The sequence below is a fragment of the Flavobacterium cupriresistens genome, from assembly GCF_020911925.1.
Classification (GTDB): Bacteria; Bacteroidota; Bacteroidia; order Flavobacteriales; family Flavobacteriaceae; genus Flavobacterium; species Flavobacterium cupriresistens.
In genome coordinates this window covers 1,600,577-1,614,271 of the sequence record NZ_CP087134.1, presented here as the reverse complement: position 1 = coordinate 1,614,271, position 13,695 = coordinate 1,600,577, and the positions used below count along the sequence as shown (strand labels likewise).

12 protein-coding genes are annotated in these 13,695 nt (G+C 34.9%); 6 read left to right on the top strand and 6 right to left on the bottom strand.

Going from position 1 to position 13,695, the window contains the following annotated elements; genetic code table 11:
* Positions 1 to 239: 239 nt before the first annotated feature.
* From LNP23_RS07260 to LNP23_RS07250, 4 genes are all read left to right on the top strand, one after another.
* Positions 240 to 1,055 (top strand): hypothetical protein, encoded by an 816-nt coding sequence (locus LNP23_RS07260; protein WP_230004418.1) that lies wholly within the window; start codon positions 240 to 242, stop codon positions 1,053 to 1,055.
* Positions 1,055 to 1,669 carry a deoxynucleoside kinase gene (locus LNP23_RS07255; RefSeq protein WP_047772834.1) on the top strand — a complete coding sequence of 205 codons (615 nt, stop codon included), beginning with the start codon at positions 1,055 to 1,057 and terminating at the stop codon, positions 1,667 to 1,669. The genes LNP23_RS07260 and LNP23_RS07255 overlap by 1 nt, the downstream gene beginning before the upstream one ends.
* Positions 1,670 to 2,145: 476 nt before the next feature.
* The gene (locus tag LNP23_RS22930; RefSeq protein WP_395426694.1) at positions 2,146 to 2,232 is read left to right on the top strand and encodes a type II toxin-antitoxin system HigB family toxin; all 87 of its coding nucleotides are present in this window, start codon (positions 2,146 to 2,148) and stop codon (positions 2,230 to 2,232) included.
* Positions 2,233 to 2,236: 4 nt separating this feature from the next.
* Positions 2,237 to 2,605: a helix-turn-helix domain-containing protein gene (locus LNP23_RS07250; protein ID WP_230004417.1), complete on the top strand. Its 369-nt coding sequence runs from the start codon at positions 2,237 to 2,239 to the stop codon at positions 2,603 to 2,605.
* Positions 2,606 to 2,656: 51 nt separating this feature from the next.
* Here LNP23_RS07250 and LNP23_RS07245 read toward each other — a convergent pair whose 3' ends face one another.
* From LNP23_RS07245 to LNP23_RS07220, 6 genes are all read right to left on the bottom strand, one after another.
* Positions 2,657 to 5,215 (bottom strand): sodium-translocating pyrophosphatase, encoded by a 2,559-nt coding sequence (locus LNP23_RS07245; RefSeq protein WP_047772831.1) that lies wholly within the window; start codon positions 5,213 to 5,215, stop codon positions 2,657 to 2,659.
* Between the two features lie 113 nt (positions 5,216 to 5,328).
* Positions 5,329 to 5,859: an inorganic diphosphatase gene (locus LNP23_RS07240; protein ID WP_047772828.1), complete on the bottom strand. Its 531-nt coding sequence runs from the start codon at positions 5,857 to 5,859 to the stop codon at positions 5,329 to 5,331.
* Positions 5,860 to 5,970: 111 nt separating this feature from the next.
* The gene (locus LNP23_RS07235; RefSeq protein ID WP_230004416.1) at positions 5,971 to 6,570 is read right to left on the bottom strand and encodes a DNA-3-methyladenine glycosylase family protein; all 600 of its coding nucleotides are present in this window, start codon (positions 6,568 to 6,570) and stop codon (positions 5,971 to 5,973) included.
* A gap of 117 nt (positions 6,571 to 6,687) precedes the next feature.
* A complete protein-coding gene (locus LNP23_RS07230) occupies positions 6,688 to 7,740 on the bottom strand; it encodes an acyltransferase (RefSeq protein ID WP_230004415.1) in 1,053 nt (350 codons plus the stop codon).
* A 35-nt stretch (positions 7,741 to 7,775) separates the two neighbouring features.
* A complete protein-coding gene (locus LNP23_RS07225; RefSeq protein ID WP_230005142.1) occupies positions 7,776 to 10,277 on the bottom strand; it encodes a DUF5686 and carboxypeptidase-like regulatory domain-containing protein in 2,502 nt (833 codons plus the stop codon).
* 67 nt (positions 10,278 to 10,344) lie between these two features.
* Entirely contained in the window at positions 10,345 to 11,322 is a 978-nt protein-coding gene (locus LNP23_RS07220) for a pyruvate dehydrogenase complex E1 component subunit beta (RefSeq protein ID WP_047772819.1), read from the bottom strand.
* A gap of 478 nt (positions 11,323 to 11,800) precedes the next feature.
* Between LNP23_RS07220 and LNP23_RS07215 the strand changes: the two genes are divergently transcribed.
* Both LNP23_RS07215 and LNP23_RS07210 read left to right on the top strand, forming a co-directional pair.
* A complete protein-coding gene (locus tag LNP23_RS07215; protein ID WP_047772817.1) occupies positions 11,801 to 12,547 on the top strand; it encodes an electron transfer flavoprotein subunit beta/FixA family protein in 747 nt (248 codons plus the stop codon).
* 75 nt (positions 12,548 to 12,622) lie between these two features.
* On the top strand, positions 12,623 to 13,591 hold the full coding sequence (locus tag LNP23_RS07210) for an electron transfer flavoprotein subunit alpha/FixB family protein (protein ID WP_047772815.1): 969 nt from the start codon (positions 12,623 to 12,625) through the stop codon (positions 13,589 to 13,591).
* Positions 13,592 to 13,695: the final 104 nt, after the last annotated feature.

Here is a 13,695-nt window from a genome sequence, read left to right as displayed (position 1 = left end):
AATTCTATTTTTTAGTGATTAAAATACTACAAAAACTCTATTATCTCAAAAACACTTTATACGTGGCGGAATAGTCTATTTCAAAACAAAACTTAAAGACGTCTAGACCTTTACCCTATCAACTCCTGAAGCTATAGCATAAACAGTAGCATTCTAAAAAGGTTTAGCCGTAAAATCTAATCTCCTACGCTATTTCTACTATAGTTTTTTGTAATTTGGCTCTTAGAAACCAGAGTATCATGAGCCAAACAGTGCGCCGTTTTTTAATAATCTTTTTTATCGCCGGTTACTCCACAGTATTCTTTGCGCAAGGCCAGAAAATAAAGCCTGATACTATTTCTCATTTAAAAATTGATGCTGATGAATTTCTGGGATACGATTCTTTTGGGTATTATTATTTGATAAAAGACAATGTCTTTCGAAAAATTAAAGGCAATGAGGTTTTTGAGTACAAAAATGTTTCTCTGGGAAATTTAACTAAAGTCGACCTGCAAAATCCGCTTAAAATGGTTTTGTTTTACGAAGACTTTAATAGTGTTATATTACTCGATAATCAATTGAATAAAATCACGGAGATTAATTTTTCTCAAAACAATATCCCAATTGTAGTTCCGTTTATAGGTATGTCAACGCAGAATCAACTTTGGGTTTATAACACATTAAACCAACAAATTGGACTTTTTGACTATCTGAAGAATGAATATAAAATCGTTTCGACTCCATTGACTGAAACGATCCAATATTATCAAACCGATTTTAATGCTTTTTATTGGATAGACAAGAAAAACAACTGGTTCTCCTGCGATATTTTCGGAAAAATAACAGCTCTGGGAAAAGTCCCTGATTTTGATAAAATCGAAATTATCGACCAACACCAATATATTTTCAGGACAAACAATTTATTGTATTTTAAAAGCAGTTCAGATACAAATTCAAGTGCAATTTCTGAAATAGAAATTTCAGAAAAAACCTTTGATAAATTCTGCTACAAAGACCAAATTTTATCTATTTTTACATTTAAAGAAATCATCAATTATAAAATCGTAACACCGTAATGCACATAGCAATAGCAGGAAATATAGGCGCTGGTAAAACAACATTAACCAAGTTACTGGCCAAACATTTTAAATGGGAACCTCATTATGAAGATGTGGTAGACAACCCATATTTAGATGATTTCTACCATCAAATGGAACGTTGGTCCTTTAATTTACAGATTTATTTCTTAAACAGTCGCTTTCGTCAGGTATTGCAAATTCGCGAAAGTGGTAAGAAAATCATCCAGGACAGAACGATTTACGAAGATGCTCATATTTTTGCTCCCAACTTATATTCGATGGGATTAATGACCAGTCGCGATTTTGAAAACTACACTTCCTTATTCGAATTAATGGAATCGTTGGTAAAAGCGCCCGATTTATTAATCTACCTAAGAAGTTCTATTCCTAATTTGGTCGGACAAATTCACAAACGCGGACGTGAGTACGAAAACTCCATTTCGATCGAGTATTTAAGCCGTCTGAACGAAAGGTACGAAGCCTGGATTCAGACCTACACAAAAGGAAAATTATTAATTATTGATGTTGACAATATCAATTTTGTTGATAATCCAGAAGACCTGGGAAATATCATCAACCGAATTGATGCCGAATTGAACGGATTGTTTTAACAGCAAATCAAACGAATATAAATCCTCCTCATTCAAAAAGTAAGGGGGATTTTTAGTTTACAACTTATTGCTTATTTTTAGAGACTTGAAATAATTGGATTAAGATATCAAGTTCAAAAGTTGTAGAGCAATAAAAAATTGGATGTAAAAATTTAGCTTATTAAAAAAAACACTCCATGTTTGTCATTTCGAGGTACGAGAAATCGCACCAGAAATTCCGTGTAGAAAATCGCTAATCTTTGCTGAGCTACTTGTGTGATTTCTCGTGCCTCGAAATGACAAAACGAGTGTATTCTATTCTTATTACTATCTTTTTTTCTCTTCATTGCCATTTCGAGGCACGAGAAATCACACCAGGATTTCCGCATAGTGAGCGACCATTCTTTGTCGAGTTACGTGTGTGATTTCTCGTACCTCGAAATGACAAACGGAGTGTGTTTTGATCTTAATCCAAACAATTTTCGAAGCTACAGAGAATTAATTACGATACTCAAATTGTCTACATTCTATTTGTTGGAACTCATGATGAATACAACAATCTAAAAGACATTAAAAACTTATAGCAATATGGAAATAAAACCTATAAAAACAGAAAAAGATTATGACTTAGCACTTGAAAGGGTAAATACTCTTTTCAACGCTAAACCAAATACCAGTGAAGGTGATGAATTAGATATTTTGGTAACACTTATAGAAAAATATGAACAAATACATTATCAAATTCCTGAACCTGATCCAATTGAAGCCATAAAATTTATGATGGAGCAAAATGGTCTTACAGACGCAGATTTAGGAGTTATCTTAAATAGTCGCTCCAGAGTATCTGAAATCTTTAAGCGCAAAAGAGCTTTGACCATAAAACAAATTAGAATTTTAAACGAGGCCCTTCACATCCCTGCCTCAACTTTAATTAAAGAATACGCCTTAAATCAATAAAAAATGCCTCTGGAAATCCAGAGGCATTTTTATTTTTATGCCACAGCACTTTTATTTTGCTGCTTCAATTTTTGCTTTAACTTCTTCTTCTGTTCCTTCAAAAACTTCTGTAGTTGTTTTTCCGTTTTCCGTTTTAGTAACTGTTCCTTTTGTAACACCATCTACGGTAGATAAATTAACCTCAAGACGTTTTTTCTCATATTTACTTGTATCAAAACAATCTGTTTTTTGATGTACATATTTTCCGTTTGCATCAAAATTAGCCAGACATTTTGCAGTCTCTTCCGGCGTACAGCCTTTTTCTTTACACATTTTAACACATTCTTCTTTGGTCATTCCTGCCATTAAAGATTCATCACCACATTTCGAATGTCCTGCATGTATTTCCGTTTTTTTGCAACAGGAAGCAGCCATTCCGGCTGTATCTGTACCGTGTCCTTCCCCTAAGATTGGTGCAATTACCAAACCAATCAAACAAGTCAGTTTAATTAAAATATTCATTGATGGACCTGAAGTATCTTTAAACGGATCTCCAACTGTATCTCCGGTTACCGCTGCTTTGTGTGCATCGGATCCTTTATAAGTCATTTCACCATTAATCATAACTCCGGCTTCAAAAGATTTTTTAGCGTTATCCCAGGCACCTCCTGCATTATTTTGAAAAACAGCCCAAAGTACACCTGAAACAGTTACTCCAGCCATATATCCTCCAAGCATTTCTGCGATTAACTGATTGTTATCGGCATAAACCAATTTTCCCAACAACACAATTGCAATAGGGAAACCAATCGTTAAAATTCCAGGCAACATCATTTCGCGTAAAGCTGCTTTAGTAGAGATTTCAACACATTTTCCGTATTCCGGTTTTCCGGTTCCTTCCATAATTCCAGGAATTTCCTTAAACTGACGACGTACTTCGTAAACCATGTCCATTGCTGCTTTTCCTACCGAATTCATCGCTAAAGCCGAGAACACTACCGGAATCATTCCTCCCACAAATAACATTGCTAAAACGGGTGCTTTAAATATATTGATTCCGTCAATTCCTGTGAAAGTCACATAAGCCGCAAACAAAGCCAATGAAGTCAAGGCGGCTGAAGCAATCGCAAATCCTTTTCCGGTTGCAGCAGTTGTATTTCCTACTGAATCTAAAATATCTGTTCTGGTACGAACTTCTTTTGGTAATTCGCTCATTTCTGCGATTCCTCCGGCATTGTCAGAGATTGGACCAAAAGCATCAATTGCCAACTGCATTGCTGTAGTGGCCATCATTGCTGATGCTGCTAAGGCTACTCCGTAAAACCCTGCTAATGCATAGGAAATCCAAATGGCGGCTGCGAATAATAATACGGTTGGAAAAGTCGAAATCATTCCCGTTGCCAAACCTGCAATAACATTGGTTCCTGCTCCTGTTGATGATTTTTGCACAATTGCCAAAACCGGTTTTGTACCTAATCCTGTATAATATTCTGTAACGGATGAAATGGCTCCACCAACCACTAATCCAACCAAAGTAGCATAAAAAACTCTCATTGAAGAAATCTGTTGTGCTCCTTCTCCAAAGAATTCCATTGTCATTACTTCAGGTAACATGTGTTTTACCAAAAAGAAACAGGCAATCGCCGTTAAAACAATCGAAACCCAGTTTCCTATATTTAATGCTTTTTGCACTTGTGCTTCTTTTGCATTATCATCTGAGATTTTTACCAATGTTGTTCCGATAATCGAGAATAAAATTCCGAAACCGGCAATTGTCATTGGCAATAAAATTGGGCCTATTCCGCCAAAGGCGTCCTGAATATTTCCACCCATATCTTTAATCACATAGTTTCCTAAAACCATTGCGGCTAATACGGTTGCGACATAAGATCCGAATAAATCGGCTCCCATACCGGCAACATCACCTACATTATCTCCTACGTTATCTGCAATTGTAGCCGGATTACGAGGATCATCTTCCGGAATTCCGGCTTCTACTTTACCCACTAAATCAGCACCAACATCGGCTGCTTTCGTGTAAATTCCACCACCAACTCGGGCAAACAATGCGATTGATTCTGCTCCTAATGAAAATCCGGCCAATGTTTCCAAAACAACGGTCATCGTTTCTGTATCTTTCCAAACTCCATCGGAAAACAGCGTAAAGAAAATTATAAAAAAGGTGGTTAAACCTAAAACTGCCAAACCGGCAACACCCAGTCCCATTACCGTTCCTCCTCCAAAAGAAACTTTTAAAGCTTGCGGTAAACTTGTACGGGCAGCCTGAGTGGTTCTAACGTTAGTTTTAGTAGCGATCTTCATCCCTATATTACCAGCGTAAGCAGAGAAGAGTGCTCCAAAAATAAAGGCAACTACAATTAATAAATGTGTTTTAACTCCCGGAATAAAGGTAATTCCTGCCAATGCAACACTTGCAATAATCACAAAAATTGTCAATAATCGGTATTCTGCTTTTAAGAAAGCAAGCGCCCCTTCATAAATGTGATCTGAAATCTCTTTCATTTTGCCGTCGCCGGCATCTTGTTTTAAAACCCAACTCCTTTTTATTCCCATGAAAAGTAATCCTAAAACTGCCATGACAATTGGCAGGTAAATCATAAATGCATTCATAATATTGTAATGGTTTTTTGGTTAATAGTCAACAAACTAGCAAAACGAATTTAAACAAAAAAGCAATACTCCTGACGGAGTATTGCTTTTTTTATAAAATACAAAGGTTAAAATTATTTAATACTAAACAATCCCTCTGGTTTATTTTCGATATCATCAAAACGTTTTGTGCACTCTGCAATAATAGCAAATGCTTCGTTTACGTCTCCCCATCCTTCAACATCAACCTTTTTGTTTTCAAGATCTTTGTAAACCTGGAAGAAATGCTCGATTTCTTTTACTAAGTGTGGGTTTATGTCTGACAAGTCTGTTAATGAATTCCAGATTGGATCTGAAACAGGTACACAAATAATTTTCTCGTCTGGTCCTTTATCGTCTGCCATATGGAAAACACCGATTGGTTTTACTTCCATAACACATCCTGGGAAAGTTGGTTCAGTTACCAAAACCAATACGTCAAGAGGGTCACCGTCAAGTGCTAAAGTTTCCGGAATAAATCCGTAATCAGCCGGGTACATCATTGAAGAGAATAACATTCTGTCGAAACGCATTCTTTTAATTTCAAAATCGTACTCATATTTATTTCTGCTTCCTCTTGGTATTTCGATTAATACATCGAAAGTTGTTAGTTTGTCTGCGGTCATTTTTGTTTTTTATTAATTCTATAATTTCGGTTGCAAAAGTAACTAAAGAATCTATGTTTACAATAAAAAAACCGCTTAAATTATCTGCATTATCTTTTAAAAAACAAGCATTTAATAGGTAATTTTTCTATTTCGCTTATTTAAGTAATAATGCCAGAGCAAATAGGTCGCATAAGACCGGTAAGGACTCCATTGTCGGGCATGAATTTCCATTTCCTGTTTATCGTGAATATCCAACAATTCTTTGATGGTATTTACCACTGCGATATCTCCAAGCGGAATTAAATCGGGCTCCTGCAAACAAAACATCAGATAGATATCAATAGTCCAGTTTCCGATTCCTTTTAGCCTTATGAGTTCCTCACGTACTTGTTGCGCCGGTTTTATCGCTAAACTTTCAATGTCTAATTCTCTGCTTAAAACAGCTTCTGCTAAAATTTTGATATACAGTGTTTTTTGACGACTCACCCCAAGAGCTCTAAACTCTTCGTCAGACAAAACAGCCATTGTTTCAGGATTACAAATGGTATAGGCTTTTATTTTCAAGAATGTGGCTTTTGCCGAATCTATAGAAACCTGCTGCTCGAGTATGAGCAATACTAATGTTTCAAAACCTTGTGGACGTTTTGGAATTGGGGGCAATCCGTATTTATCAATTATTTCCTGAAATATTGGATTTTTACCGGAGAGGAAATCGATGGCTTCTTGCATAAGATGGATTTTAGCGTCTTCCAAAATTAACTAAAATTATGGATTTATTCCATGCGAAAACATCGGGTCATCAAATTCCAAACGGTCTTATTATCCTGCATTTTTTTCTATTTTCAATTATCCTGAAATATACTTTCCATAAGGCAGTTTATTTACACAATAGATAATTAATGCTGAAATAGACAAACATAAAGCACTAGTAATTGGAATTGCCAAAACAGGATTTATAAAGTCATAGTCAATACCCAAAGACACCAAAAATCGAAGAACTAAAATATGAACCAAATAAATCCCATAACTATAGGTATTTATAAAATTGATTATCTGAACAAGGACAGGATTTGAAATTTTTGAATTTTTAAAGTAAATAAACAATCCCGCAGAAACAATTACAATATTAAAAGTCAGCCCTCCATAAAAATATTCATTAAAACGATTCTCTGCAACTGATAAAAAATAGGTGCCAAAAATCGTAACGATTATACCTAAGAAAAACAACAGTAAAGAAATTTGCTTGAGTGTTTTTACATCATATTTAAATGACTTAATTGACAAATAATACCCTAAGATCAGATAACCCAAAAAACCCGCAAAATAGGTAAAATCAACATTAATCCGAAATTCACGAAAAATAGGCTGATTTAGAAATAAAGTAAAAACCCAGATCGCTATAAAGTAAAGTATCTCTTTTTCATTGGCATTCTGAACCCATTTACTTAGAATTGGCATAAAAAGATAGATCCCAATAATCATGTAAATATACCATAAATGAAAGGAACTTCCTGTCGCAATCAGATTAAGAGCCAGTTTACTCCCTTCTAATAATGACATCTCAGGATGCACTAAAGAGGCGTCACGCAAAGCCAACAGCACATAAAAAAAACTCCAAAAGAGAAAAGGCAAAATTATTCTGGAGAACTTCTTTTTCAGAAAATCACCTAATTCGTATTTTTTGTTGAGCATTAACGCTCCGGTAAGCATCAGGAAAATCGGTACACAAAAACGAACTATGCTGTCATACACATTTCCTGTCCACCAAACAAAATTGGAGATATTCCCATATTTATAAAGGATATCACACGCTACATGAACAAAGATTACGCTAATAGTGGCTAAAACCCTAAGATTAGTTGTCCAATTTAAATTACTAGTTTCTACGGTTGCACTCATAGAAACTAAATTAACAAAAATATATTTACCTTTTACTAAAAATAAAAGCCGAACGATCCTTTTACTGCAAATTTATTTGCATCGGGTGTATTTAAGTAACTTCCTCTCCAAGAGAAATCAATTCGGAATACTTTGAATATATTTCCAATACCGGCATTGTACTCCCAATACACATTTTCAGGTGCATTATAAGGCTGTTGTGAGGCATTTATAGCTCGGTTGGCATTAGATATAGTACCGTGAACGGCTTTTATCCCTACAAACTCTCTCCAGTTTAATTTCCTCATAAAAGGAACTCTGGAGAACAATCTTCCACCAAAATCATGATTCCATTGTAAAGTAGTATACTGATCCGTTATGAATTCATAGAAATTCAAGTTACTAAAGGTATTCTCTATTGTAAAATAAGTTTGATTCCCCGGTATTACACTCATTAACCCCAACGGAATAGTTCCGAAAGTTTTCCCGGTTTCAAGAATAATATTTGATCTTCCTAAAGGTCCGATAATAATGGGTTGCTTGTAGAATAATTGAATTTTTTCGTAGGCAAAATCACTGTCTAAAACACCTTTAAGTCCATAACTGAAATTAACAAAGAAATGACTAAAAGGGCTATCAACAAGTTTTCGTTCTACACCAAAACCAATCGTTTTGCGATTTGGCATAAATTCGAATTGAATGTTTGCTTCGAATTGTTTTACCGCACTTGCTACAACTCCGGCAGGATTTGCAGTTGTTGGCAAAGTCGTATAATAATCTAAACTAAACGTTGGCGAAGCCGATTCTAATGTTCGATACGAAACACCGGCCTGGAAAACGAAATTTTTTAATGGTTCCATTTCGAAGGAAACATTGCTTAAATTGATATTCGTTAATTTTCCGTTACTGCCTGTTGTAAACAAAGCTGAGGACGCAAAACTTCTTCCTAAAATGTCATTGGTTGTAGTTAAACTGGCACCAATCTGCTCGATGTCCCGCCTGTTCCCTCCAGAAATAATGATTCGGTTTTTCTTATCCACCATCCATTTTCCGGAAACACCATATTTAAATTTATTGTCATCAAAACCATACGCCGTGTAAGCCTGTATACGCCAAGGATCGTTTGGCCCAAAATAGGTACGACCTCCTACACGCAAACGCAAACCTTCGACTTCATTGTACCCAAATGTGGAAAAAATAGGTCCGTAATCGAAATTTTTAAACTCGACATAACCGCTTCCTAATATCGAAACTAAACTATAAAGTTGCTTGAATTTTTTAACTGTTTGCAACGTGTCAAGCATTTTATAAATACCGGCTTCGTCTTTATTTAGTTTTTCAAAACGATTTTCTTCCCAAAATTCAGGTGGTCGGTCATAAACCACGTTGTCTATAAAATTGACTTCTTCTTTATAAAATTTATCGGGCTTGGGAATATTAAATTTATGATTCCTGAACAATGTGGTTCGTTTACCATAAACTCCTTTTGATTTCTCTTTTTTATTCAAAGCAAAATCAGACATCATATAGTCACGGGTTAACAGAAAAACGGAGTCATTTTGCACATCAAATTCCTGTTCGATATAAATGTCTTTTACCCAGTTAATATTGGCGCTTTTGGTAACGGCCATATTTATTTTTTTGATGGCAAAAGTGGTGTCATTTACCCAAAAATCTCCTTTAAAAGTCAGTTCATTTTTACGTCTTGGATAAAAAACAATGTTGTAACACCATTTTTTATCGATATAAGTACTGTCTTTCAATACATAGTTATACACATCAATTCCTGTTCTTGAAAGTGGACTCGTAAAGCTCTTATCAAAGAATTTCAGATGGTTATCGTAAATATTGTAATCAGAATAAAGATCCTTTACAAAAGCCTGAATTTGCTGATTACCATTAAATCCTGACGTTTTGTTTCCGGTAATATTTTCTTTTATTTTCTTAATTTTGTTGTCCCCGTAAACATCGTACACCGATTCGCTTATAAAAATAGGCAGATAGGTTTTTCCCGTAACTTCAGAGGTATCAACGTGTTTGAATACAAACTCCATTCCTTTAAAGAGTTTGTTTTTCATGAAAGCACTGTCAATCGTATTCATATCGAATTCGACTTTTTCGTACTTCTGCATTTGATATTGATTGAACTGGTACAAACCGTTTTTACGTTTTCGTTCCCAGATTTTCCTCAAAATATCCAATGCCGGATTGTTCTTTTTGGATGTTTTTCCTGTAAAAATAACAACTTCATTAAGCGCTTCCGCTTCACTTAAAACAATCTTAAAATCATAGTTTACCGCTTTCTCTAACGTAATTTCTTTATCAGAAAATCCTGCCGAGCTCACTAGCAAAATCGTATAGGTATTAGGGGATTCCAGATAAAAACGTCCATCTTCATTAGAAACAATTCCTGTACTTGAGCCTTTAAAAACAACATTGGCAAACGGAATTGGCTGATTAGATTTGTCTAAAACAATTCCGCTCACTTTAGTTTGTGCAGTAGCGATATTCACAAATGCAAATACAAAAAACAGGCTAAATAGAATTATTTTTTTCATCATCTGGTAAAAAAAAACTTCATCAATTAAATATGACTGATGAAGTTTTATAAGTGTTGTTTAAGAACTATTTGTACATTACTTTCTTTACTGCTTTTACAACATCAGCTGCGTTTGGCAACCAGTCTTTTAGTAAAACAGGAGAGTAAGGTGCAGGAGTATCTGCAGTTGTAATACGTTGAATTGGCGCATCAAGGAAATCGAACGCTTGTTCTTGAACGATATACGTTATTTCAGAAGAAATACTTGCAAATGGCCAAGCTTCTTCTAAGATTACTAAACGGTTTGTTTTTTTAACAGAAGTAAGAATAGCATCTTTATCCATAGGACGAACTGTTCTTAAATCGATGATCTCACAAGAGATTCCTTCTTTAGCTAATTCATCAGCAGCAATAAAAGCTTCTTTGATGATTTTTCCGAAAGAAACAATCGTAACATCTTTTCCTTCACGTTTAATATCAGCAACTCCTAATGGAATCGTGTATTCTCCGTCCGGCACTTCACCTTTATCACCATACATTTGCTCTGATTCCATAAAAATTACAGGATCATTATCACGAATAGCTGATTTTAAAAGTCCTTTTGCATCATAAGGAGTTGAAGGTACAACTACTTTAAGACCCGGAGTATTAGCAAACCAGTTTTCTAAAGCTTGTGAGTGAGTTGCTCCTAATTGACCTGCAGAAGCAGTTGGTCCACGGAAAACGATAGGCACATTAAATTGTCCACCTGTCATTTGACGCATTTTAGCAGCATTATTTATAATTTGATCAATACCAACTAAACAGAAGTTAAAAGTCATATACTCTACGATAGGACGACAACCATTCATAGCTGATCCTACTGCAATTCCTGTAAAACCAAGTTCCGCAATCGGAGTATCAATTACTCTTTTTTCGCCAAACTCAGCAAGCATTCCTTTTGAAGCTTTATAAGCTCCATTGTATTCTGCGACTTCCTCGCCCATTAAATATATGGATTCATCGTGACGCATTTCTTCGCTCATCGCTTCACAAATGGCCTCTCTAAATTGTATTGTTCTCATATTTATATTGTATGTTGAATTTTCTGAAGAGCAAAAATAAATATTTTAAATAACTTAAAAGCATAAATTAAATTTAAAATCACAGGAACTTCACTCTCGCTTTAGGTTTTTACTCTAAAAAAAATATTGAGATATTTACGAAATCGATATATTAACGTTTTTATTCTTTAAATAGTATTTTAATAACAAACTCCATTTTATTTGTTTGATTACAATTAAAAAAAACAAACTATTGTAAAATTACGCCATAAATCACATCATTTTCATCGATTATCAGACATTACAAGATTGCAAAATCCCTAAGAATCAACAAAAAAGAATGTATATTTGTTTTTGTTTTCCGATGAAAGGTCATCGAAAATGCGGAATCCTCGAAATCGTAATAGTTTTCAAAAAATATTATGCATGCATAGTATATTATTTCGATTTTAATTTCTAAATTTGTAAATGAATATTATAACTATAAACTATCATACTTATGAAAATATTAGTTTGCATCAGCCACGTGCCTGATACTACTTCAAAAATTAACTTCTCAAATGGTGACTCAGAATTCGATACCAATGGTGTACAATACGTAATTAATCCTAACGATGAGTTTGGTTTAACACGTGCAATCTGGTTCCAGGAACAACAAGGAGCTACAGTAACGGTAGTAAATGTTGGAGGTCCTGATACTGAACCAACTTTACGCAAAGCTTTAGCAATTGGAGCAAACGAAGCAATTCGTGTAAACGCAAACCCAACTGATGGTTTTTTTGTTGCAAAACAACTTGCTGAAGTAATCAAAAATGGTGGTTACGATTTAGTAATTGCCGGAAAAGAGTCTTTAGATTACAACGGAGGAATGGTTCCGGGAATGATCGCAGGAATTACAGGTTCTAACTTTTTAAACTCTTGTACCAGCATAACAGTTGAAGGTAACAATGTAAAAGCCGTTCGTGAAATTGACGGAGGAAAAGAAACTGTAAGCACTACTTTACCTTTAATTATTGGAGGTCAAAAAGGTCTTGTTGAAGAAAAAGACTTGCGTATTCCAAACATGAGAGGAATTATGACTGCAAGAACAAAAGCACTTACTATTCTTGAGCCGGTTGACGCTCCTGTAAATACAAAAGCGGTTAAATTTGAAAAACCAGCTCCTAAATCAGCAGTAAAATTAGTTGCTCCTGATAATTTAGATGAGTTAATCAATTTATTACACAACGAAGCGAAAGTAATCTAGTAATCAGTATTTAGTCACAGTTTTCAGTTAACCAACTTGAAAACTGAAACTTTAAACTTCTAAACAAAAAATAGTATGTCAATATTAATATATGCAGAATCTGCAGAAGGAAAATTTAAAAAAGTTGCTTTTGAATTAGCTTCATATGCTAAAAAGGTAGCCGAAACTTTAGGAACAACCGTAACCGCTTTAACGGTTAACATTAGCGACGTAAGCGAATTGTCAAAATACGGAGTAGATAAAGTTTTAAAAGTAAACAACGACAAATTAGCTGGTTTTACTGCAAAAGCGTATGCTGATGTAATCAAACAAGCTGCTCAAAAAGAAGGAACAAAATTAGTTTTACTTTCTTCTACAACAGACAGTATTTACCTTTCATCTCTTGTAGCAGTATCTTTAGAAGCCGGATTTGCTTCTAATGTCGTTGGTTTACCGGTTAGCACTTCTCCTTTTCAGGTAAAAAGAAATGCTTTCTCTAACAAAGCTTTCAACATTACACAAATCGATACCGATGTAAAAGTGCTTGGTTTAGCTAAAAACTCTTACGGAATTTTCGAAAGCGCAGGATCTGCAACTGAAGAAGACTTTAACCCAACTATTGGAGATAATGACTTTGGAGTAAAAGTAGAATCAGTAGAAAAAGTAACCGGAAAAGTTTCAATCGCTGATGCTGACACGGTAGTTTCTGGTGGACGTGGACTAAAAGGTCCTGAAAACTGGGGATTAATAGAAGATTTAGCTGCTGTTCTTGGTGCAGCAACTGCTTGTTCTAAGCCGGTTTCTGACTTAGGCTGGAGACCTCACAGCGAGCACGTTGGACAAACAGGAAAACCAGTTGCAACTAACCTTTATATTGCAATCGGAATCTCCGGAGCTATTCAACATATTGCAGGAATCAACTCCTCTAAAGTAAAAGTAGTTATCAACAACGATCCTGAGGCTCCTTTCTTTAAAGTAGCAGATTACGGTGTAGTTGGAGATGCATTTGAAATTGTACCACAATTAATTGAGAAACTAAAAGCTTTTAAAGCACAACATTCTTAGATCTCAAAATTCTCTATAAAAATATAGCTGCCTAAAAACAAGATAATCGTATCTTTGCTTTAGGTAGCTTTTTTGTTCCATATTTTTTGATTAAAATTGCACCT

Excerpts from the sequence above, each read along its gene's own strand:
- LNP23_RS07230 (WP_230004415.1), bottom strand. The coding sequence starts at position 7,740 with ATGAGTGCAACCGTAGAAACTAGTAATTTAAATTGGACAACTAATCTT.
- LNP23_RS07235 (WP_230004416.1), bottom strand. The coding sequence starts at position 6,570 with ATGCAAGAAGCCATCGATTTCCTCTCCGGTAAAAATCCAATATTTCAG.
- LNP23_RS07225 (WP_230005142.1), bottom strand. The coding sequence starts at position 10,277 with ATGAAAAAAATAATTCTATTTAGCCTGTTTTTTGTATTTGCATTTGTG.
- LNP23_RS07240 (WP_047772828.1), bottom strand. The coding sequence starts at position 5,859 with ATGACCGCAGACAAACTAACAACTTTCGATGTATTAATCGAAATACCA.
- LNP23_RS07250 (WP_230004417.1), top strand. The coding sequence starts at position 2,237 with ATGGAAATAAAACCTATAAAAACAGAAAAAGATTATGACTTAGCACTT.
- LNP23_RS07260 (WP_230004418.1), top strand. The coding sequence starts at position 240 with ATGAGCCAAACAGTGCGCCGTTTTTTAATAATCTTTTTTATCGCCGGT.
- LNP23_RS07245 (WP_047772831.1), bottom strand. The coding sequence starts at position 5,215 with ATGAATGCATTTATGATTTACCTGCCAATTGTCATGGCAGTTTTAGGA.
- LNP23_RS07210 (WP_047772815.1), top strand. The coding sequence starts at position 12,623 with ATGTCAATATTAATATATGCAGAATCTGCAGAAGGAAAATTTAAAAAA.
- LNP23_RS07215 (WP_047772817.1), top strand. The coding sequence starts at position 11,801 with ATGAAAATATTAGTTTGCATCAGCCACGTGCCTGATACTACTTCAAAA.
- LNP23_RS07220 (WP_047772819.1), bottom strand. The coding sequence starts at position 11,322 with ATGAGAACAATACAATTTAGAGAGGCCATTTGTGAAGCGATGAGCGAA.
- LNP23_RS07255 (WP_047772834.1), top strand. The coding sequence starts at position 1,055 with ATGCACATAGCAATAGCAGGAAATATAGGCGCTGGTAAAACAACATTA.